The sequence below is a fragment of the Neobacillus muris genome, from assembly GCF_943193175.1.
Classification (GTDB): Bacteria; Bacillota; Bacilli; order Bacillales; family Cytobacillaceae; genus Neobacillus; species Neobacillus muris.
On sequence record NZ_CALPDF010000038.1, the window covers coordinates 1 to 22,386 of the forward strand.

Below are 22,386 nucleotides of genomic sequence, written 5' to 3' on the forward strand. Positions count from 1 at the left end.
CCGCCAGCGTTCGTCCTGAGCCAGGATCAAACTCTCCAAGAAAGTTGATATAGCTCATAAAAAATAACGTTGGCTTCATTTCAAAAAGAAACGAATATTTTATTGTTGACGTTTTTGTTTGTTTAGTTTTCAAAGACCAATTTTTCATCGTCGCCCACAAGCGACTTTATTAATATACCACCTGACAAAATAAAAGTCAACATACTTTTTATTGTTTTTTTACTTTTATCATGATGCAAACAGGAAACAAAAAGGAACACCTATTAAGATGTCCCTTTTCATAATTATTCTTCACTATCTTCTGTGGAATCAGCTTGTTGAGTTTCTAGTTCGGCGTTTTCAACATCGATGTCTTCCTCGTTCTCACTTGGATCCTCTTTTTCTACCTGAGCAACGGTGGCCACGTACTCATTTTCACTTTCTTTTAGACTAATGAGCTTAACCCCCTGTGTGTTCCGTCCTAATTGAGAAATGCCTGCAACATCAATCCGGATCAGCACACCGCCTGTTGTAATAAGCATTAGGTCTTCTTCGCCCGTTACAGCCCTCATCGAAACGAGGTTTCCGTTTTTCTCGGTAATGTGGCAGGTTTTAATCCCTTTGCCGCCTCTGCCTTGAATTCGGTATTCCGCTGCTGGAGTGCGTTTTCCATAGCCGTTTTTCGTAACAATTAATACATCATGATCCTCTTCTAGAACTTCCATCCCGACCACTTCATCATCTGAATCCAGAGTAATTCCTTTTACACCCGTTGCGGTTCGTCCCATGGACCTTACATCCGTTTCAGGGAAGCGGATTAGCATGCCTTTTTTCGTGCCAATAATCATATCCTTACTTCCGTCTGTAAGGCGGACAGAGATTAGCTCATCCCCTTCGCGAAGACTTATCGCAATTAAACCATTATTGCGGATATTGGCAAACGAAGATAATGGCGAACGCTTGGAAATTCCCTCTTTTGTCGTGAAGAATAAGAACCAATCATCAACAAATTCTGAAACAGGAATAATCGCATTTACCCATTCTCCTTTGTCAATCTCCAACAGGTTGACGATAGGAATCCCTTTGGCTGTACGGCTGAATTCAGGAATTTCATATCCTTTAGAACGGTAAACCTTCCCTTTATTTGTAAAGAACAGAATCGTGTCATGAGTAGATGTCGTCAATAAGTGTTCGACAAAATCATCTTCATGTGTACCCATTCCTTGGATACCTCTTCCGCCTCGTCTTTGGGCACGATAAGTGGAAACAGGCAGACGTTTAATGTAGCCGTTATGGGTCAAGGTAATGACCACATTTTCTCGTGGAATTAAATCTTCATCCTCAATGTTTTCAATTCCGCCTGCCGCAATTTCAGTGCGGCGAGTATCATTGAAGCGATCTTTAATTTCAAGCAATTCCTCACGGATAATTTCCAGCACCTTTTCTTCATCAGCTAAAATCGCCTTTAACTCAGCGATCAGCTTTACAAGGCTTTGAAATTCTTCTTCAATTTTTTCCCTTTCCAAACCGGTTAAGCGTTGCAGACGCATATCTAGTATGGCTTGGGCCTGCTTCTCAGAAAGGTTAAATTGTGTCATCAAGCCTTCGCGGGCAATATCCGTTGTTTGGGAACTGCGAATGAGATTGATGACCGCATCCAAGTTGTCTAAAGCAATCCTTAAGCCCTCTAAAATGTGGGCGCGGGCCTCTGCTTTACGAAGTTCAAACTCGGTTCTCCTGCGGATCACAACTTTTTGATGATCCAGGTAATAGGCGACGCACTGCTTTAGGCTTAAAACCTTTGGATGGCCATTAACTAGTGCCAGCATATTAATGCCGAAGCTGGTTTGAAGAGCGGTTTGTTTATATAAATTATTCAAAATAACATTGGCATTGGCATCTTTGCGGACCTCGATGACAATCCGCATCCCTCTTCGGTCTGATTCGTCTCTAAGGTCTGTTATTCCCTCAATCTTTTTATCACGGGCCAATTCCGCAATTTTTTCAATTAGTTTCGCTTTATTTACTTGGTAAGGAATTTCATGGACAATAATTGTTTCCTTGCCGTTGGCTTTTTGCTCAATTTCCACTTTGGCTCTTAAGGTAATGGACCCGCGGCCTGTCTCATAGGCTTTGCGGATACCGCTGCGGCCAAGAATGATCCCTCCAGTAGGGAAGTCTGGACCTGGAATGATATCCATTAACTCTTGAGTAGTGATATCCGGATTATGGCTTAACGCCAAAACACCGTCAATCACTTCACCGAGCTGATGCGGGGGAATATTGGTTGCCATTCCTACGGCAATCCCTGTTGTACCGTTTACCAAAAGGTTAGGGAAGCGGGCCGGCAATACAACTGGCTCCCGTTCCTCACCATCGTAGTTGTCTTGATAATCAATGGTGTCTTTATTAATATCTCTTAATAATTCCATTGATATTTTGGACATTCTCGATTCTGTATAACGCATGGCAGCTGCAGAATCGCCGTCCACAGAACCGAAGTTTCCATGTCCGTCTACAAGCATGTAGCGCTGATTGAAATCCTGGGCCATCCGGACCATGGTTTCATAGACCGCCGAATCACCATGCGGGTGATACTTACCGATAACATCCCCGACGATACGGGCTGACTTTTTATAAGGTTTGTCCGCATGAATTCCAAGATCATGCATAGCATAAAGAATACGGCGGTGAACCGGTTTTAATCCATCCCGCACATCGGGAAGGGCACGAGAAACGATAACACTCATTGCATAGTCAAGAAAGGAAGTCTTCATTTCCTGACTAATATTGATTTCTTTAATTTGAGAATTTGGTGTTTCAGCCATATTTGGTACCTCCTATTGGGATTCCCTATAACAAAAAAAGAAAAGGAGGATAGTGGTCAACCCGCTACCCTTAATCCTTCTTAGATGCATTATATATCTAGATTTTTAACATATTGCGCATTCTCTTCAATGAAGTTACGGCGCGGTTCCACTTTTTCACCCATGAGCATTTCAAAGGTTTCATCGGCCTCTATCGCATCCTCGAGACTTACCTGAAGCATGGTTCTTTGTGCCGGGTCCATCGTTGTCTCCCATAATTGTTCAGGGTTCATTTCCCCAAGTCCTTTATAACGCTGGATATTTGGCTTAGGCTGGCTTGGCAGCTCCGCAAAAATCCGGTCCAGTTCCTTATCGTTATAAGCATACTCAATCCGTTTGCCCTGCTGGACTTTATATAAAGGCGGCTGTGCAATATAGACATAACCCGCTTCTAATATTTTCCGCATATAGCGGTAAAAGAAAGTAAGCAGAAGGGTTCGAATATGAGCGCCATCGACATCCGCATCCGTCATAATCACGATTTTATGGTAACGGGCTTTTGCAATATCAAAATCCTCGCCGATTCCCGTTCCAATTGCGGTAATCATTGCTCTGACCTCGTTATTGGAAAGAATCCGGTCAAGTCTTGCTTTTTCTACGTTCAAAATCTTGCCCCGAAGCGGCAAAATCGCTTGGAAATGGCGATCCCGCCCTTGTTTGGCCGATCCGCCTGCGGAATCACCCTCTACAATATACAATTCACTTTCAGAAGGATCCTTTGAAGAACAATCAGCTAATTTCCCTGGTAAACTGGATACTTCCAGCGCGCTTTTCCGGCGGGTCAGCTCTCTGGCCTTTTTAGCTGCCAATCTTGCCCTTGAAGCCATTAACCCTTTTTCGACAATCTTTCTGGCCACTGTTGGGTTTTCTAATAAAAATTTATCAAAAGCCCCTGAAAAAATCGTATCGGTAATCGCCCTGACTTCAGAGTTGCCAAGCTTGGTTTTCGTTTGCCCTTCAAATTGCGGATCAGGGTGTTTGACCGAGATAATAGCTGTCAATCCTTCACGCACATCCTCACCGGACAGATTGGCATCATTTTCTTTAATCAACCCGTTTTTACGGGCATAATCGTTAATTACCCGGGTCAGGGCTGTTTTAAACCCTGATTCATGTGTGCCGCCTTCATAGGTATGAATATTATTCGCGAAGGAGTAGATGCTCTCGGTATACCCCTCATTGTACTGCAGGGCAACCTCTACACTGATTCCGTCCCGTTCACCGCCGACATCAATTGGTTCTTCGTGAATCACTTCTTTTGTGCGGTTTAAATGTTCGACATAGGACTTAATTCCGCCCTCATAATGGTACTCATTGCGTTTGTTTTCCTCCCGCTTGTCTTCAATGGTGATTTTAAGACCGCGGTTTAGGAAAGCAAGCTCGCGGATCCGGTTCGCTAAAATGTCATACTCGTAAACTAACGTCTCGGTAAAGATCTCACCATCTGGTTTAAAGTGAGTAATCGTTCCCGTTGTGTCGGTCGTTCCAATGACTTTTAAATCCGCAGTTGGTACACCCCGCTCGTATTTTTGATAATGGATTTTCCCATCACGATGGACGAACACTTCTAAATAAGTGGAAAGGGCGTTCACAACAGACGCGCCTACCCCGTGAAGTCCACCGGAGACCTTATATCCCCCGCCGCCAAACTTTCCTCCGGCGTGGAGCACAGTCATAATAACCTCAACAGCCGGCCGCCCCATTTTTTCTTGAATACCAACAGGGATCCCCCGCCCGTTATCCTTTACGGTAATACTGTTGTCTTCCTCAATCGTGACATTGATTTCAGTACAGTAGCCAGCGAGCGCCTCATCAATACTGTTATCTACAATTTCCCATACGAGGTGATGCAGACCTCTGCTGCTTGTTGAACCAATATACATGCCTGGACGTTTCCGAACTGCCTCTAGGCCTTCAAGCACTTGTATCTGGCTTGCATCATACTCCTGCTCCTGAACTGCTTTTTGATCCATTGTCACTTGAATCACCTGCGCTTTCTGCCGAAATTACTCTATTTTTCATTCATGTTACAAAATAATAAGACTTAAAATTCATGTATATAAATTTGGCTGGAACGCTTTTTCAACGTACCGGAAGCGATGGGGGACAGATAGACATTGTCAGACGTAATGACAATCGATTTATAAGGATTCTTCGAAAGATTGATCGCCTGCTTTTGGTGATGGTTTAAAAATTCTCCTACCAGTTCGGAATTTTGTGCTCCTTTATCCAAAATAGCAATAATATCTTTTGCTCTTATATTGAGATCTTCCCCGATATGAAGATACATGTTCGTTCCCACCTCAATGAACTTTCTTAATCACGCCAGCGGCCACTTCATAGGTGGCAGCTTCCTTTAATGTTTGATGGTCAATGCCATCCACACTTGTTGTTGTCACAAAGGTCTGGACCTTTCCTTGAATGGTATTGAGCAAATGGGATTGGCGATAATCATCCAATTCTGATAAAACATCATCTAGCAGTAAAATCGGATATTCTCCCATTTCTGAATAAATCAGTTCAATTTCTGCCAGTTTAACGGAAAGAGCTGTTGTACGCTGTTGGCCCTGAGAGCCAAATGTTTGAACATCCCGATCGTTTACAAAAAACAGCAAATCGTCCCGATGCGGTCCGAACAAGGTGGTTCCTCTATCCATTTCCCTTGATTTAACCTTAGAAAATTTTTCCTCAAAGCTTGCTATCATTTTCGACAAATCTTGGTCTTCTAATACCTCCACCGACGGTTTATAGCTGATTTGAAGTGTTTCCAATCCTCTTGAAATTCCTTGATGGATCGGTTTTGCCCAATTTTCAAGCATGTGAAGAAACTCAAAACGTTTCCGAACGATCTTTACCGCCATCTGGATAAATTGTTCGGTCAAAATTTCGAGCATCGTCTCATCGGTCTGCTTTTTCAGTTGCATCATCTTCAGGAAATGATTTCGCTGCTGGAGTATTTTTTGATATTGGCTCATATCATGTAAGTAAATTGGCGATATCTGTCCAATTTCCATATCAATAAAGCGCCTGCGGATCTGTGGACTTCCTTTTACTAAATTGAGATCCTCAGGAGCAAACATCACGACATTCATATTGCCGACATATTGGCTTAGTTTTTGCTGCTCAATATGATTTAATTTTGCTTTTTTTCCCTTTTTGGATATGACTAATTGCAGCGGCAAGGAACTATGCTGTTTTTGAACCCTGCCTTCTATTTTAGCATAATCCTGATCCCAGCGAATAAGATCTTTATCATTTGAGGTTCGATGTGATTTGGCCATGGCCAATACATAAATGGATTCCATGACGTTTGTTTTGCCTTGGGCATTTTCACCTAAGATGACATTTACTTTATTTTCAAATCCAATGGACAGTTCCTCATAATTCCGGTAATTTTTTAAAGCTAAACTTTCAATATGCATGTAAACGTCATCCTTTAGTTACTGGGTAAGCATGAACTCTCCAAAGCCGGGAATTTGAATTTTGTCGCCGGCACGAAGTTTTCTGCCTCGTCTTTGGTCCTGTTCGCCATTGATAAATACATCATGTTCACTTAAAAACCATTTCGCCATACCGCCTGTTGAAATGACATCTGCAAGCTTTAAAAATTGCCCTAGAGTAATAAATTCCGTATCGAGCTTTATTTGTTCAGGCAAATCTTCACCCTCATTCCTAAAATGGTCTCAATACTTTATTTTACTAAAAAACTCTGATGGATTCAAAGGATTGCTAAAAATAAAGCCACCATAATTGGTGGCTTATCTGATTTTAGTAGGTTCTTACCGGCAAAATCAGCTGCAGGATGGTTTCATCGTGAAGCGGGCGAATCACAAATGGGCGCATGGCTCCAGTAAAGTTAATGTGAATATCTTGGCCCTCAAGAGCTTTTAAAGCGTCCATCATATATTTCGCGCTGAAGGAAATTTTTAAGTCCTCTCCCTCAATGGATTCACTTTGAATTTCTTCGACAACCTTTCCGATCTCTGGTGTATTGGAGGAAATTTCAATAATGCCGCCATCAATGGTCGACAGCTTGACCACATTGTTTCTCCCTTCACGTGCCAGCAAGGATGCCCGATCTATAGCCTGGAGAAATTCCTTTGTATTGACCGTAATGTCTGTTTTGCTGTCTGCAGGAATTAATCGGGAAGTATCCGGATAGTTTCCTTCCAGCAATCTAGAGAAAAATAATAAATGTTTGGCTTTGAACAGGATTTGATTCTCGGTGATGACAATATCAATTAGATCATTGGAATCATCAATAATTTTACTTAACTCATTCAAGCTTTTTCCAGGGATGACTACATTGTAGGTTTCATCATTTTCCGTTTCAATTTTTGCTTTCCTTAATGCCAAACGGTGGCTGTCTGTTGCAATACAGGTTAACTCGCCATTTTCAATCTTCCAGTTTACACCTGTCAAGATGGGGCGTGTTTCTGAGGTGGACACGGCAAAATGTGTTTGGCGGACCATCGCTTTTAATAAGTCGGCAGCAATATGAAATTTATTGTTTTCCTCAATTTGCGGCAGGTGAGGGTACTCCTCTGCATCCAGCCCAATTAAGTTAAATTCAGATTTGCCGGATCGGATGACCGTTTGCAGGTGGTTCAGCACTTCAATCTCGACGGAATCGGTTGGCAGTTTTTTAACGATTTCACTAAAGAACTTAGCCTGTAAGACAATGGCCCCTGGCTGTTTGATTTCAACTATCTCATCGCCAGATTCTTCATTTGGAATAAAGGATTCAATGGATATGTCTGAATCACTTCCGGTCAACGTAACTCCGTCTGCAGCGGCAGTAATTTTAATGCCGGTCAGAATAGGAATGGTAGTGCGTGTAGTGACGGCTTTCATGACATCTTGAACACTTTGTACCAGGCGGTCCCGTTGGATGATAAATTTCATTTTTTTATATCCTCCGATTTAAGAATTTTTTTATTGCTAATGGCATATATTATTATTTTTTTTAAAAAAAATCAGTAGAAGTACTAGTAGGCCTTGTTGATATGTGGATAACTATTATTGTAACACGGAAACACAGCCTATCCACATGTGGACAGACTGTGTATGGATGTGGTTGAGTTATTCACATAAATACTAAACTTTCAACAATTCATTCAGTTCTTTCATCTGCTTTTGCAGCTGTGAATCTGATTGGAGCAGCTTAGAAATTTTTTCATGGGCATGGATCACAGTAGTATGGTCCCTGCCGCCAAATTCTTCACCGATTTTAGGAAGCGAATAATCGGTCAGCTCGCGCGACAAATACATGGCAATCTGCCTTGGAAAAGCAATGGACTTTGTCCTTTTTTTAGCTTTGAAATCCTCCAGCTTTATATTGAAATGTTCGCCGACAACCCTTTGGATTTCATGGATGGTGATCACTTTTGGCTTTGAACTTGGAATAATATCCTTTAATGCCTCTGCCGCAAGATCAGCATTAATATCTTTGTTAATTAAGGAAGAATAAGCAACAACGCGGATCAATGCACCCTCTAGCTCACGAATGTTCGAGTCAATTTGGTTGGCGATATAGAGCATGACTTCATTTGGAATATCCAATCCGTCTGCTTTCGCTTTTTTCCTTAAGATAGCAATCCTCGTCTCCAGATCAGGAGGAGTGATATCGGTAATAAGCCCCCATTCAAACCGAGAACGGAGACGGTCCTCTAGTGTTGGAATCTCCCGCGGCGGCCGATCACTGGAAATGACAATTTGCTTGCTTTCCTCATGCAGGCTGTTGAATGTATGGAAAAATTCCTCTTGAGTTGATTCTTTTCCGGCCAAAAACTGAATATCATCTATCAGAAGAACATCCACGTTTCGATATTTATTGCGGAAATTCTCGGCTTTATTATCCCGAATCGAATTAATAAATTCATTTGTAAATTTTTCTGATGATAAATAAACCACTTTTGCAGACGGATTATGTTCCAGTACATAGTGCCCGATGGCATGCATTAAGTGAGTTTTCCCTAAACCGACGCCTCCATAAATAAATAGCGGATTATAGGCCTTTGCCGGCGCTTCTGCAACAGCCAGCGAGGCTGCATGGGCAAAGCGGTTGCCGGAACCAATGACAAATGTATCAAAAGTATATTTAGGGATTAAGACACTGGGTGGAAAATCAGTATGATCATCGTCTTTTTTTATCTTTTTCGCCGGTGCCGGAATTTCAAATTCTTCCTCTTTTGGATTTTGCGGAATAATAAACTTTACGGAAAGTTCCTCTCCCGTAATTTCATAGAGGATTCCAGAAATTAATTGAGAATAACGCTCTTCCAGCCAATCCCGGGCAAACTCATTCGGAGCTGTTATGATAAGCAGATCTCCTTGAAGGGAATGAGCTTTTGTGGACTTGAGCCAGGTATCAAAGCTGGGTTTGCTGATTTTCTTCTCAATATTGGCTAGGGCTGCATGCCAAAGATCCGCAATGTTTTCCAACAAGTATCCCTCCTTTTAAAAAAATAGCATGAAATGACAGTGGTTTAGTTGATACTCCCTAAAACGATTTCCGATATGAAAAGCTTTTATCCCTGCTGCGCATTTTTTATAAAAAATTAATGAAATAAGTGCATTCTGCATATAATAAAAGCTATGAATTTATCATTTTACGAAACAGTGATTGTGGAAAAACATATAATAAGGAAAAAATGTGGAGTTTCGACAATATCCACCTCTTGTGGACAACTTTTTACAGAACCACTGAATAAACTGTCCACATGTTATCCACATTCTGTGGATAAAAAAGATATGAGTTCAAGATATTCAGAGTGAAAACACAAATATAATATCAAATAATACAATGGTATGCAATGGTTTTTGAAAGTTTATCCACAAGTGATCCAGCTGTGAATAAAAATTGTCCACAGGTTGATGGTTTGTGAAAAACCTGTCAATATCTTGTGTGGATAACGAAAAAAATGTCGATTATTTTATCCACAGCCAGAAAAGCGGAAGCACCCGGGGAGCGCCGTATGGCCAGGAGCGCTTTAACTGAGATAAAGGAAACACGGTGAGCATAGCGAACCGATGTTGACTTATCGCAGGGAGAAGAGCGATGGACACTAGGCGCTGGGTGCTGGAGCTGGACAATACCAGAAAAGCGGAAGCACCCGGGAATTTTTTTGAAGATCAAGAAGTTCAGTGGAGGAAAAATTGGAAAATGAACAATATAGGGACAGTGGTTGACAATTTCTAGTTGGTCTCTTTATAATATATAAGACTGTCTATAACCATATAAGCAGCAATTCCTCAGGGAGGTGTCATATAATGAAAAGAACATATCAACCAAATAAGCGCAAGCACAGCAAAGTTCACGGTTTCCGCAGCCGCATGAGTTCTGCAAACGGACGCAAGGTTCTTGCCCGCCGTCGCCGTAAAGGAAGAAAAGTATTATCAGCTTAGACCACTGAAACGTCTCAGTGGTCTTTTTTCTAATAAGAATGCAAAAGCGCCTAGTCATGTTTATCTAACTGGGCGCTTTGACTAAACTGTTAAGCAAGAAGATCTTTTTAACATAAGGGTTATGGTTGATTTTGTACGCTTGTTAATTGGAGCGGAAAGCCCATAGCCTTACATATAAAACCGTGACCAGACTGAAGGTGGTAACTTTTGAAAAAAGAATTTAGGATCAAGAAAAATAATGACTTTCAGGCGGTATTCCAAAAGGGTCGGTCATTTGCTAATCGGCAATTCGTAGTGTACTCGCTGCCAAAAGAAAACCAGGATTATTTCCGCATTGGTTTATCAGTCAGCAAAAAGCTTGGCAACGCGGTAACAAGGAACAGGATTAAACGAAATATAAGACAGGCCATTTTAGAATTAAACGATCAAATCATTTTTGGCAATGATTATGTGATTATTGCCCGAAAACCTGCAGCAGATATGGACTTTTTTGAGGTGAAAAGCAGTTTAACGCATGTATTAAAAGTTGGAAAGGTGCTAAAGCGGGCTAATAAGTAACGAATAAGGAAATTTTGCCAACATCATCAAGAGGTTGAAGACAAGCTTGTAATGAAAATGGTAAAATAGCAATTGAAATATACATATGTCTGAAATCTGCTTGATACTACATGAAATAGAGGAGGAAAACTTGGTTGAAAAAACGAATATTACTATTATTCGGGATCGTTTCGGTATTCTTGCTGATGACTGGATGCAGCCAGATCAATAAGCCAATTACTGCAGAAAGTACAGGTTTTTGGAATGAATACATTGTCTATCCGTTATCATGGCTGATTGTCCACATGGCCGATTGGCTAGGAGGCAGCTTTGGACTGTCCATTATTGTTGTAACGATTATCGTTCGGCTGATCATTTTGCCGCTGATGATCAAACAAACCAAAAGCTCTAAAGCTATGCAGGCCATTCAGCCGGAAATGGAAGCGCTCAAAAAGAAATACAGTTCAAAAGACCAAAAAACGCAGCAATTGCTGCAGCAGGAAACTATGGCCTTGTTTCAAAAGCACGGCGTCAATCCGATGGCAGGGTGTTTCCCATTAATCATACAAATGCCGATTCTCATTGGCTTCTATCATGCCATTAGCAGAACCAGGGAGATTGCTCAGGATAATTTCCTATGGTTTGATTTAGGTGATAAGGATCCTTATTACATTTTGCCGATTGTAGCAGGCATCACGACCTTTATTCAGCAAAAAATGATGATGGCCGGCAATAATCAAAACCCGCAAATGGCTATGATGCTCTGGATGATGCCGATTATGATTGTGATTTTTGCGTTTAATTTCCCGGCAGCGCTGTCCCTGTACTGGGTTGTTGGAAATATCTTTACTATTGTGCAAACATATTTCATAAAAGGACCGGAGTTGAAGGCGCCAGCCACCGGTAAAGCGGGAGGAGCAAAAAAGTGAAACAGGTAACTGCTACAGGACAAACCGTCGAAGAGGCAGTAGAATCAGCTTTAGCTCAACTACATACAACCAAAGACCGCGCAGAAGTCGATATTATTGATGAAGGCAAAAAAGGGATTTTTGGCATTTTTGGGTCACGCCCGGCTGTTGTGAAAGTCACAATAAAGATTGACCCGATTGATGAAGCGAGGAAGTTTATCCATGAAGTAGGAAAGTCAATGGATGCTCCCGTTGAGATTGAGGTAAAAAGGGAAGGAAAACAGGTTTATTTTATGCTTTCGGGCGAAAAAATCGCTTTGTTGATCGGCAAACGGGGCCAAACGTTAAATTCGCTCCAATACCTGACCCAATTAGTCATCAATCGCCATTCGGAACAGTTTTTTACCGTTATTCTAGATGCGGAGGATTACCGGAACAGAAGAAGTGAAACCTTGGTTCAACTGGCAAACCGCCTTGCACAAAAGGCGGTGAAGTCAGGAAAAGATGTGGCGCTGGAACCGATGCCTTCCTATGAGCGAAAAATCATCCATACCGCCTTATCTGAAAACAATCGGGTAAAAACACTTTCAGATGGAACAGAACCCCATCGTTTTGTGGTCATTTCGCCATTAAAAAAATTATAGAAATATAGCATGTCGAGAAAAGGCATTCTATCTATTGATAGGGTGTCTTTTTAATTGTTTAAAATTTGAGGGATATACAGTTCCAATTCCTGAACTCTCGTGTCCTTCGGTGTCTCCCTCTGCAAAAAGCCACCATTGAATTGCCCCTGCTTTTCTTGTTATTCACATGTGGATAAGTTAGAATAGTATCTGATCTTTATTTTTGTTGTGGATAAGTCAGTTTGCTCCAAAAGCTGGCTTTTTTATGATATTGTAATACTTTGCATAAAAAATTTCTGATTTGTATATAGATAATTGTCTTTAGTGAGGTGAAGAAGATGGAGATGGATACGATTGCTGCAATTTCGACTCCGATGGGGGAGGGAGCCATTGCAATTGTCAGATTGAGCGGGGCGGATTCGATACCGATTGCGGACAAACTGTTTAGCGGTGTTGGCGGAAAAAGGCTCATCAATATGGCCACGCATACTATTCATTATGGTCACATGAGAGACCCAAAGACCGGACAAATAGTCGAAGAGGTCATGGTTTCAATCATGAAAGGGCCAAAGACGTTTACAAAGGAAGATGTAGTAGAAATCAATTGCCATGGCGGCATAGTGTCGGTGAATCGGGTCCTCCAGCTGGTGTTAAACTCAGGCGCGCGGCTTGCTGAACCTGGGGAATTTACAAAGCGCGCGTTCTTGAACGGGAGAATTGACTTATCACAAGCGGAGGCCGTGATGGATTTAATTCGTGCCAAAACAGACAAGGCCATGAATATGGCACTTGGCCAAATGGAAGGGCGTTTATCGAGGCTGATTCACAGGCTGCGTCAGGAAATATTAGAGGTCCTGGCACAGGTGGAAGTCAATATTGACTATCCTGAGTATGATGATGTCGAAGAGATGACCCATAAATTAATGAAACAGAAGGCCCAATATGTCAAGGAGGAGCTTAATAAGCTGCTGCAGACCTCACAGCAGGGGAAAATCCTTAGAGAGGGCCTGTCCACGGTTATTGTGGGGCGGCCGAATGTTGGGAAGTCTTCTTTATTAAATAGTCTTGTTCAGGAAAATAAGGCGATTGTAACGGACATTCCTGGTACAACCCGTGATGTTATTGAAGAGTATGTCAATGTCCGCGGGGTGCCGTTAAGGCTGTTAGATACTGCCGGGATCAGGGAAACAGAGGATATCGTGGAACGGATCGGCGTAGAGCGCTCGCGGCAGGTGCTAAAGGAAGCCGATTTAATCTTGCTCGTATTGAACTACTCCGATGAATTGACCAAAGAGGATGAAAACCTTTTTGAAGCCGTTGAAGGAATGGATGTCATTATCATCGTGAATAAAACCGATCTTCCTCCAAAAATTGATATGGAGAAAGTCAGGCAGTTAGCGCAAGGGCGCAGGATGGTCACCACTTCGCTTTTGGAAGACCAAGGGGTGGACCAATTAGAGGAAGCGATTGCCGCTATTTTCTTTGGCGGACAAATCGAAGCCAAGGATGTCACGTATGTTTCTAACAGCCGCCACATCGCCTTGTTGCATCAAAGCCTACAGGCCATTGAGGATGTTTTGGAAGGCGTAGAAATGGGAACACCGATAGATATTATTCAAATTGACTTGACGAGAACATGGGAACTGCTCGGTGAAATCATTGGGGACACGGTTCATGAAAGCCTTATTAATCAGTTATTCTCGCAGTTTTGTCTAGGGAAATAGAAAAGGAATAGTTTTTTCCGCAATCATGCGGAAAAGGAGGAACGTAAAACATGCAATACGAAGCTGGAAACTTTGACGTTATTGTTGTTGGTGCTGGCCATGCGGGCTGTGAGGCTGGCCTCGCGGCGGCAAGGCTTGGCGCAAAAACATTAATGATTACAATCAATTTGGATATGGTAGCCTTTATGCCATGTAACCCCTCTGTAGGCGGTCCGGCAAAAGGCATAGTGGTCCGGGAAATTGATGCACTTGGCGGAGAAATGGGCAAAAATATTGATAAAACGTATATCCAAATGCGGATGCTCAATACTGGGAAAGGCCCTGCGGTGCGCGCGTTAAGGGCACAGGCAGATAAATTTGCTTATCAGCATGAAATGAAGAAAACACTAGAGGAAGAACCGAACTTGACATTGCTTCAAGGGATGGTAGAACAGCTGATTGTCGAGGACGGGGTTTGCACTGGTGTCGTAACCAAAACCGGTGCGGTCTACCATGCCAAGACGGTTGTCATCACAACTGGAACCTTCCTGCGCGGCGAAATCATTATTGGGGAATTAAAATATTCAAGCGGTCCTAATAATCAGCAGCCGTCGATTCGACTGTCGGAACATCTCGAGCAGCTCGGCTTTGAATTAGTCCGCTTTAAAACAGGGACGCCGCCTCGGGTGAATAGCAATACGATCGATTACAGCAAGACGGAAATTCAGCCGGGGGATGAAGAGCCAAGAGCTTTTTCATATGAAACAACGAAATTTATCACCGATCAGCTGCCATGCTGGTTAACCTATACCAATGAGCGGACACATCAAATTATTGATCAAAACCTGCATCGCTCACCGATGTATTCCGGAATGATTAAAGGAACTGGTCCGCGTTATTGCCCGTCGATTGAGGATAAAGTGGTCCGGTTTAATGATAAACCGCGCCATCAAATTTTCTTGGAGCCTGAAGGCCGAAATACAAGAGAAGTGTACGTCCAAGGTTTATCAACCAGCCTGCCGGAAGATGTACAAAAAGAAATTCTTAAAACAGTGCCAGGATTGGAACAGGCTCAAATGATGCGGGCGGGTTATGCCATCGAATATGATGCCATCAAACCGACCCAGCTCTGGCCAACTTTAGAGACCAAAGTGGTAAAAAACCTTTATACCGCAGGCCAAATTAATGGCACTTCCGGATATGAGGAAGCAGCCGGCCAGGGCGTTATGGCGGGCATTAATGCCGGCTTAAGGGCACTTGGCCGCGAAGAATTAGTGTTAAGCCGATCGGAGGCTTACATTGGAGTATTGATTGACGACTTAGTGACAAAAGGGACAAACGAACCTTACCGTTTGCTTACCTCCCGTGCCGAATACCGTCTACTTCTTCGCCATGATAATGCCGATCTTCGCCTGACAGAGATTGGCCGCAAAATTGGGCTAATCCGTGAAGAGCGTTACGCAAAATTTTTGGAGAAAAAGGCAGCCATTGAAGCGGAGAAACAAAGACTGCAAGATACGATTTTAAAGCCGTCTGATCAAAAGCTTCAAGATCTGATTAAAAGCATTGGCGGCAGTGAATTAAAGGATGGCATTCGTGCCTCCGATTTATTAAAAAGACCGGAAATGACCTATGAAATGCTGGAGTCAATTACCCATGCAGAGGTTTCTTTAGCTGAGGAAATCAAGGAACAAGTAGAAATACAAATTAAATACGAGGGCTATATTGAAAAATCATTACAGCAGGTCGACCGGCTGAAGAAAATGGAAGATAAGCGGATACCGGAAAACATCGATTATGATGCCATTTCAGGGCTTGCCAATGAAGCAAAACAAAAGCTGAAAAAAATTCAGCCATTGACCCTTGCGCAAGCATCAAGAATATCCGGCGTAAACCCAGCAGACATCTCCATCCTGCTCGTGTATTTAGAACAAGGCAAGATTGCAAAAGTAGTTAATGACTAAATAAGCCTAAGTTATAATTTTTTAGATGCAGGTTTCTTAAGGAAACCAAGTTGATTAGAGCAGAAATTAACTGCCTTGATAGATAGTTTTAAAATAAATAACAAGCAAAAGCGGCCCATCGTGCTGCTGGGCGCTTTTGCAAGATAGGTTAGTGAGGAATAGGAATGAATAGCGACCAATTTGCCGCAAGTCTTCAAGAAAAAGGAATCGTCCTTACCGAACAGCAGCTTGACCAGTTTGAAAAATATTATGAGACACTGGTGGAATGGAACGAGAAAATCAATTTAACCGCGATTACCGAAAAAGGGGAAGTCTATTTAAAACATTTTTATGACTCCATTTCGGCGGCATTTTATTTCGATTTTACAAAGCCCATTCATGTTTGTGATGTCGGTGCAGGTGCCGGATTCCCAAGTATTCCATTAAAAATCGTTTTTCCTCATCTCCAAATAACGATTGTGGATTCATTGAATAAACGGATCCATTTTTTAAACCATTTAGCTGACAAATTGAACTTAGAAAATGTCCATTTTGTTCATGATCGTGCAGAAACCTTTGGGAGCAATCCCAAATATCGGGAAAGCTTTGACGTGGTGACCGCCAGAGCGGTTGCCAGAATGTCTGTTCTTAGTGAATTATGTTTGCCGCTGGTCAAACAGGGCGGGCACTTTGTAGCCTTAAAAGCCGTAAATGCCGAAGAAGAATTGGCGGCAGGCAAGAAGGCAATCGCTACGCTTGGGGGAAAACTGGAAAAGAAGTTTACCTTTACGCTGCCAATTGAGAATTTCGAACGAACAGTCATTTTAATCCATAAGGATAAACCTACTCCTAAAAAATATCCGCGTAAGCCTGGAACACCCAATAAAACTCCGATTGAGTAAGGAAATGCGGGTTACACACCTGCTGCCCGTTTTCTGAAAAAGGGTGCTTTTGGACGAGAAAAATGATATCCTAGGCAGGAAGAACATTTATTTATAGAGAATATGTATTAGGGAGTTTCGTAAAGGTGGTGTTCGGGGATGAAAAATTCGTTTACACGCTTTTTTGGTCTTGGCGATAAAGAACAACAAACGGAAGAGCTGGAAGAAGAGTTAAATCTCGAAAAGAACGAGGAAATCCAAAAGATTCCGATTGAGCAAATTGTTCCTAACCGATTTCAGCCTAGAACCGTTTTTGATGAAGAAAAAATAGAAGAGTTATCTAGAACGATTCACATACACGGAATTATTCAGCCCATTGTCGTCAGACAATTTGATAGGAATCAATACGAAATAATTGCCGGGGAACGCCGTTGGCGGGCCATGAAAAGGCTTGGCTGGACAGAAGCGCCTGCGATTATAAAAAATTTATCTGATACTCAGACAGCATCCATTGCGTTAATTGAAAACCTGCAGCGGGAAGAATTATCCCCAATTGAGGAAGCCATAGCCTATGGAAAGCTTCTGGAATTGCACAACCTGACCCAGGAAGCGTTAGCCCAAAGGCTGGGGAAAGGGCAGTCCACCGTAGCCAATAAACTGAGGCTGCTTAAATTGCCTCAGCCAGTGCAGGATGCCTTATTGAATAAGTCGATTACGGAGCGACATGCACGTGCACTAATCCCGTTAAAGGATCCGGAAAAACAAGTGGCCCTGCTGGGAGAAGTCATTGAAAAAAACTTGAATGTGAAACAGACGGAGGAGCGGGTGGTTAAGCTTTTAGAAGAAAAAAACGCCAAGCCCAAACCGAAGCGAAAGGCTTTCAGCAAGGACATGAGGATTGCGGTCAATACCATCCGCCAATCATTATCCATGGTCTCGGATAGCGGAATTAATTTGGATTCAGAGGAGCAAGAATTCGACGATTTTTACCAATTTACGATTCGAATTCCCAAGAAAAAATAAAGGATCAGCCTAAGAGGATGGACTTCTATGCCATCCTCTTTCTTTTGGCTTTTTTTCAGTTCAACTATTGCTTGGGAAATACCAATTAATGACAACTATTCAAGTAACATGGTCAATATTTTTTAGAAAAAAAATTCCAAGCCTATCATTTCATGATAAAATAAAGGAATGGTATTTTATTTTTTAGTGCTGTTGGTTTAAAAGTGACAAAAAAACTCGTCATTTTTTTAAATTGCTAAATTAGAAGTTTAAAATTTTTGGAGAATTGTAAGGGTAGGTGACATCGTGGGTAAGATCCTTTCTATCGCGAACCAAAAAGGCGGAGTCGGCAAAACGACTACGTCTGTCAACCTAGGCGCCTGCTTAGCTTATATAGGCAAGAAAGTCTTATTAGTCGACGTGGATCCGCAAGGCAACGCCACTAGCGGCGTCGGAATTGAAAAGGCAGAAGTTGACCAATGTATATATGATGTATTAGTAGATGATGTGGAAGCAAAGGATGTTATTCGGCCAACAGCGATTGAAAATTTATCGGCCATCCCGGCTACCATCCAGCTGGCAGGGGCAGAAATTGAGCTGGTTCCAACTATTTCAAGGGAAGTGCGTCTGAAACGGGCACTTGAAGAAGTCAAAAATCAGTTTGATTATATTATTATTGATTGTCCGCCGTCATTAGGACTATTGACGCTGAATGCCTTAACTGCCTCGGACTCGGTCATCATTCCTGTTCAGTGTGAATACTATGCCCTGGAAGGCTTAAGCCAGCTATTAAACACGGTAAGGCTAGTGCAAAAACACCTTAATCAAGATTTGAAAATTGAAGGTGTTTTATTAACGATGCTGGATGCCCGGACGAATTTAGGCATTCAAGTCATTGAGGAAGTGAAAAAGTACTTCCAGGATAAAGTCTATAAAACCATTATTCCAAGAAATGTTCGTCTAAGTGAGGCTCCAAGCCATGGGGAACCGATCATTACCTATGATGCAAAATCCCGCGGCGCTGAAGTATATTTAGATTTAGCAAAGGAAGTGGTCGCGAATGGCTAAAGGTTTAGGAAAAGGTTTGAATGCCTTCTTTAGCATGGAACCTGGTAAAGAGGAAACCGTTCAGGAGATTAAGGTACAGGATCTCCGCCCTAATCCCTATCAGCCCCGAAAAACCTTTCAACAAGAGGCCATTGACGAATTGAAAGCTTCCATCCTGGAGCATGGAATCCTGCAGCCTCTCGTTGTAAGAAAAAGTATTAAGGGCTATGAAATTGTCGTAGGGGAACGCCGTTATCGTGCTGCAAAAGAGGCTAAGCTGGAAACCGTACCCGCTGTAGTCCGGGAACTTTCTGAGCAGCAGATGATGGAACTGGCGGTTCTTGAGAACCTGCAGAGGGAAGATTTAAATCCAATTGAAGAAGGACAAGCCTACCAGACCTTAATGGAGAAGCTGAAGCTGACTCAGGAAGAGGTGGCAAAACGGTTAGGAAAAAGCCGGCCTCACATCGCCAATCATATCCGGCTCCTCTCACTGCCGCCGAAGATCCAGGAGTTAATTGCCGAAGAGAAAATAACCATGGGCCATGGGCGTGCCTTATTGGGGTTAAGGCAGAAATCTTTGCTGCCAAGCCTGGTCGAAAAGGTCATAAAGGAATCGTTAAATGTCCGCCAGTTGGAAAAGTTAATTCAAGAATTGAATGAAAATGTTCCACGTGAAACAAAGAAACCGGAAAAGAAAAAGGATGTCTTTTTATTGGAACGGGAACATTTCTTAGGAGAACGATTTGGAACCACTGTCCATATTAAGCAAAATAAAAATAAAGGCAAAATTGAAATAGAATTCTTCTCCAAGGACGACTTGGAGCGAATTTTAGAACTGCTGGGACAAGAGGAATCCTAATAGGCCATCTTATCGGTGGTTTATTTTTTTATGAGAAAGGGAGAAAATTAGTTCATGTTTTTATTGGGAACACTGGTAAATGGCTTATTAATAATTATTGGAACCATGCTTGGCAAGCTGCTGAATCGGATTCCGGAAGGCATGAAAACGACTGTCATGTATGGAATTGGATTGTCGGTCATGGTTTTAGGACTGCAAATGGGGTTGAAATCGGAAAACTTCCTCATTGTGATCATTAGTTTAGTGGCTGGTGCTGTCATTGGTGAATGGATCCAGTTGGAGGAAAAATTAAATCAGTTAGGTCTATTGCTGGAGAAAAAAGTCGGTTCAAATGACAAAGGCAGTATTTCCGAAGGTTTTGTTACGGCCACGCTCATATTTGTCATTGGGGCCATGGCGATTATTGGGGCACTTGATAGTGGAATTCGTGGAGATCATGATGTTCTTTACACAAAATCTGTGATTGACGGGTTTACCGCCTTAATTTTAACCACGACTTTAGGGATTGGCGTCATTTTCTCCGCTATTCCAGTTGTGCTTTATGAAGGCCTGATTTCTTTATTTGCCACACAAATAGACAGATTAGTTCCAAAGGCGCTGATGGATCAGTTTATCATAGAAATGACGGCTGCCGGCGGAATTATGATTTTTGCGATAGGACTAAATATGATTGGCCTGACGAAAATAAAGGTTGCTAACCTTCTGCCGGGAATCATAGTGGTTGCGATCAGTGTAACAATTGTATATTTTTACCACACAGCTTTTTAATTGAGAAAAGGCATTTCATTAAAAGGCTCCTAGATTAATAGACCTGTTGATTTCCGCCCCCAATTGAAGGTGGCAATTCAACGTAAAGAATTGCCACTAGCTTTTTTTCAGCCTATTAAAATGTCAGTTACATGGGCTTCTCTTCTTCTGCCCATTTCAAATCTGTCCAAGTATGCTGCTGATACAACTGGCTTGCCTGGAAAATGCCATTGGCAATGGTTTTAGCCATACGCATGACAAGATTTAGCCTGGTGTTTTGCAGCACAAAAAATTCCATAAATCCGCTGACATTGACAATTCCTGTAATATGTAATTCACCTACAGCAGGCAATTCCTTATTTACTCCAGCTCCAGGCTTAACGGGACCCATTCCGACCTGAATCATTCCGACATTTTTGATTCGCCCTAGGCAGGCGTCAACACCAATAATAAAGGGATCAATGTGTTTTGTTTGAATCTCTGCTAATTTTTCTGCTAAATTTACAGCATGAATCGGCTCATCCAAAGTCCCATAGATGGAAAAATCTTTAAGATTCTTTTCCTCTAGTAATGTTCCAATAAGCGGCCCTAATGAATCCCCTGTGGAGCGGTCCGTGCCAATGCAGATGAAAACAATGGGACGGCCAGTAACGGTTGGCAAATGCTCTAATAATTCTGCAGCAAGGTTTTCGGATGCATGGAAATCATCATGCATGAACTGGGCCTTGCCCCTGCGATCGAATAATTTGGGTTTGAGATTCATTAAGTCCACTCCCTAACGTTTAAATCCGGTCATATGCCTTAACAGTATACGGAAAATAATAGAATTCTATACATTGTCATGGAAGAAAAAGTAATAGCTGGACGCTATTCTCCTCCAAGAAAAATTGCTAAAATAAAGGGGAAAAGCAAAGTGCTTGGGCACCAGGCTGGACAATGCTTAAAATTAGGTTTAGGTCAGTTGGAATGAAGGAAGGGTGCTTAAATGAGTTTTACTGAAAAAAGTATGCAAAGAATTGTTGATAAACTGCAGAATGAAGATACTTGGCTAAACTTGGGAGAAGGCCTGCTAAAAATCTTGATCATATTAGCGGCTGCCAATATCTTGATCCGGATTATGAAAGTGGCGATACGCAACATTTTTAAACTTAGAAATTTATCTCCACTTGGCACAAATATCCGGCGGGAAGAAACACTGGCTCGATTATTGGATAATGTCGTTGTTTATGTCATTTATTTCATTGCCATCATGATGATCCTCTCTGTTATGGACATTGATGTAAAAGCCTTGCTGGCTGGTGCAGGGATTGTCGGCTTGGCAGTGGGTTTTGGGGCACAAAGTCTAGTCAAAGATATTATTTCGGGGTTCTTTATTATTTTTGAGGATCAGTTTTCCGTAGGGGACCATATCCGAATCGGACAATTTGAAGGAGACGTCGAAGCGATCGGGCTTCGCACCACCAAGATCAAAAACTGGACAGGTGAGGTTCATATTGTGCCGAATGGCAGCATTACAGAAGTTACCAATTTTTCCCTTCATAATAGTATAGCAGTCGTCGATGTGGGAATTGCTTATGAAGAGGACATAGAAAAGGCGGAAAAAGTGATCAGTGAATTATTGGATACTCTGCCGGATAAATACGAAGAGCTGGTCAAGCGCCCAGATCTGTTAGGGATTCAACATCTTGGCCCCTCAGAGGTTGTCTTTCGGATTGTGGCGGAAACTAAGCCAATGATGCATTTCCCTGTCGCAAGGAAGCTCAGACGAGATGTGAAACTATATTTAGATGAGCATGGCATTGAAATTCCTTATCCACGAATGGTTATGCTGTCAAGAGACGAACAATTAAAAGATACTGGTGTATAAAGGGGGATATGGC

At 42.2% G+C, this 22,386-nt stretch carries 22 protein-coding genes; 14 read left to right on the forward strand and 8 right to left on the reverse strand.

Going from position 1 to position 22,386, the window contains the following annotated elements; genetic code table 11:
* Positions 1–284: 284 nt before the first annotated feature.
* The 7 genes from gyrA to dnaA all read right to left on the reverse strand — a co-directional run bounded on the left by gyrA (position 285) and on the right by dnaA (position 9,290).
* Positions 285–2,807, reverse strand: coding sequence for a DNA gyrase subunit A (gene gyrA, locus NFS43_RS19180; protein WP_251554395.1), 2,523 nt, complete (start codon positions 2,805–2,807; stop codon positions 285–287).
* An 89-nt stretch (positions 2,808–2,896) separates the two neighbouring features.
* The gene (gene gyrB / locus NFS43_RS19185) at positions 2,897–4,819 is read right to left on the reverse strand and encodes a DNA topoisomerase (ATP-hydrolyzing) subunit B (RefSeq protein ID WP_251554396.1); all 1,923 of its coding nucleotides are present in this window, start codon (positions 4,817–4,819) and stop codon (positions 2,897–2,899) included.
* Between the two features lie 71 nt (positions 4,820–4,890).
* Complete coding sequence (gene remB, locus NFS43_RS19190; RefSeq protein WP_251554397.1) at positions 4,891–5,136, reverse strand: extracellular matrix regulator RemB; 246 nt, start codon at positions 5,134–5,136, stop codon at positions 4,891–4,893.
* A 13-nt stretch (positions 5,137–5,149) separates the two neighbouring features.
* Complete coding sequence (recF, locus tag NFS43_RS19195; RefSeq protein WP_251554398.1) at positions 5,150–6,268, reverse strand: DNA replication/repair protein RecF; 1,119 nt, start codon at positions 6,266–6,268, stop codon at positions 5,150–5,152.
* Positions 6,269–6,286: 18 nt separating this feature from the next.
* Complete coding sequence (gene yaaA, locus NFS43_RS19200) at positions 6,287–6,502, reverse strand: S4 domain-containing protein YaaA (RefSeq protein ID WP_251554399.1); 216 nt, start codon at positions 6,500–6,502, stop codon at positions 6,287–6,289.
* A gap of 112 nt (positions 6,503–6,614) precedes the next feature.
* Entirely contained in the window at positions 6,615–7,751 is a 1,137-nt protein-coding gene (dnaN, locus tag NFS43_RS19205; protein WP_251554400.1) for a DNA polymerase III subunit beta, read from the reverse strand.
* Between the two features lie 192 nt (positions 7,752–7,943).
* Positions 7,944–9,290, reverse strand: a complete 1,347-nt coding sequence (gene dnaA, locus NFS43_RS19210) for a chromosomal replication initiator protein DnaA (RefSeq protein ID WP_251554401.1) — start codon at positions 9,288–9,290, stop codon at positions 7,944–7,946.
* Between the two features lie 616 nt (positions 9,291–9,906).
* On the opposite strand from dnaA, the gene NFS43_RS19215 reads away from it, so the two are divergent.
* The 12 genes from NFS43_RS19215 (at position 9,907) to NFS43_RS19270 (ending at position 20,527) form a co-directional block, all read left to right on the forward strand.
* On the forward strand, positions 9,907–10,047 hold the full coding sequence (locus NFS43_RS19215; protein ID WP_251554402.1) for a hypothetical protein: 141 nt from the start codon (positions 9,907–9,909) through the stop codon (positions 10,045–10,047).
* A 71-nt stretch (positions 10,048–10,118) separates the two neighbouring features.
* A complete protein-coding gene (gene rpmH / locus NFS43_RS19220; protein WP_066059809.1) occupies positions 10,119–10,253 on the forward strand; it encodes a 50S ribosomal protein L34 in 135 nt (44 codons plus the stop codon).
* A gap of 207 nt (positions 10,254–10,460) precedes the next feature.
* The gene (rnpA, locus tag NFS43_RS19225; protein WP_251554403.1) at positions 10,461–10,811 is read left to right on the forward strand and encodes a ribonuclease P protein component; all 351 of its coding nucleotides are present in this window, start codon (positions 10,461–10,463) and stop codon (positions 10,809–10,811) included.
* Positions 10,812–10,945: 134 nt separating this feature from the next.
* Entirely contained in the window at positions 10,946–11,719 is a 774-nt protein-coding gene (gene spoIIIJ, locus NFS43_RS19230) for a YidC family membrane integrase SpoIIIJ (RefSeq protein WP_251554404.1), read from the forward strand.
* Positions 11,716–12,342, forward strand: a complete 627-nt coding sequence (gene jag, locus NFS43_RS19235; RefSeq protein ID WP_251554405.1) for an RNA-binding cell elongation regulator Jag/EloR — start codon at positions 11,716–11,718, stop codon at positions 12,340–12,342. Before spoIIIJ ends, jag begins: the two co-directional genes overlap by 4 nt.
* A gap of 317 nt (positions 12,343–12,659) precedes the next feature.
* On the forward strand, positions 12,660–14,045 hold the full coding sequence (gene mnmE / locus NFS43_RS19240; protein WP_251554406.1) for a tRNA uridine-5-carboxymethylaminomethyl(34) synthesis GTPase MnmE: 1,386 nt from the start codon (positions 12,660–12,662) through the stop codon (positions 14,043–14,045).
* A gap of 50 nt (positions 14,046–14,095) precedes the next feature.
* Complete coding sequence (gene mnmG / locus NFS43_RS19245; RefSeq protein WP_251554407.1) at positions 14,096–15,988, forward strand: tRNA uridine-5-carboxymethylaminomethyl(34) synthesis enzyme MnmG; 1,893 nt, start codon at positions 14,096–14,098, stop codon at positions 15,986–15,988.
* Between the two features lie 164 nt (positions 15,989–16,152).
* Positions 16,153–16,869 (forward strand): 16S rRNA (guanine(527)-N(7))-methyltransferase RsmG, encoded by a 717-nt coding sequence (gene rsmG / locus NFS43_RS19250; protein ID WP_251554408.1) that lies wholly within the window; start codon positions 16,153–16,155, stop codon positions 16,867–16,869.
* Positions 16,870–17,007: 138 nt separating this feature from the next.
* A complete protein-coding gene (gene noc / locus NFS43_RS19255; protein ID WP_251554409.1) occupies positions 17,008–17,871 on the forward strand; it encodes a nucleoid occlusion protein in 864 nt (287 codons plus the stop codon).
* Positions 17,872–18,156: 285 nt separating this feature from the next.
* On the forward strand, positions 18,157–18,918 hold the full coding sequence (locus tag NFS43_RS19260) for a ParA family protein (RefSeq protein WP_251554410.1): 762 nt from the start codon (positions 18,157–18,159) through the stop codon (positions 18,916–18,918).
* Positions 18,911–19,759, forward strand: coding sequence for a ParB/RepB/Spo0J family partition protein (locus tag NFS43_RS19265; protein ID WP_251554411.1), 849 nt, complete (start codon positions 18,911–18,913; stop codon positions 19,757–19,759). Before NFS43_RS19260 ends, NFS43_RS19265 begins: the two co-directional genes overlap by 8 nt.
* A gap of 54 nt (positions 19,760–19,813) precedes the next feature.
* Complete coding sequence (locus NFS43_RS19270; RefSeq protein WP_251554412.1) at positions 19,814–20,527, forward strand: DUF554 domain-containing protein; 714 nt, start codon at positions 19,814–19,816, stop codon at positions 20,525–20,527.
* Between the two features lie 127 nt (positions 20,528–20,654).
* On the opposite strand, the gene yyaC is transcribed toward NFS43_RS19270, so the two are convergent.
* Positions 20,655–21,269, reverse strand: coding sequence for a spore protease YyaC (yyaC, locus tag NFS43_RS19275; protein ID WP_251554413.1), 615 nt, complete (start codon positions 21,267–21,269; stop codon positions 20,655–20,657).
* 78 nt (positions 21,270–21,347) lie between these two features.
* On the opposite strand from yyaC, the gene NFS43_RS24460 reads away from it, so the two are divergent.
* Both NFS43_RS24460 and NFS43_RS19280 read left to right on the forward strand, forming a co-directional pair.
* Entirely contained in the window at positions 21,348–21,476 is a 129-nt protein-coding gene (locus tag NFS43_RS24460) for a hypothetical protein (RefSeq protein WP_277613977.1), read from the forward strand.
* A 15-nt stretch (positions 21,477–21,491) separates the two neighbouring features.
* Positions 21,492–22,373, forward strand: a complete 882-nt coding sequence (locus NFS43_RS19280; protein ID WP_251554415.1) for a mechanosensitive ion channel family protein — start codon at positions 21,492–21,494, stop codon at positions 22,371–22,373.
* The last annotated feature ends 13 nt before the right edge of the window (positions 22,374–22,386 follow it).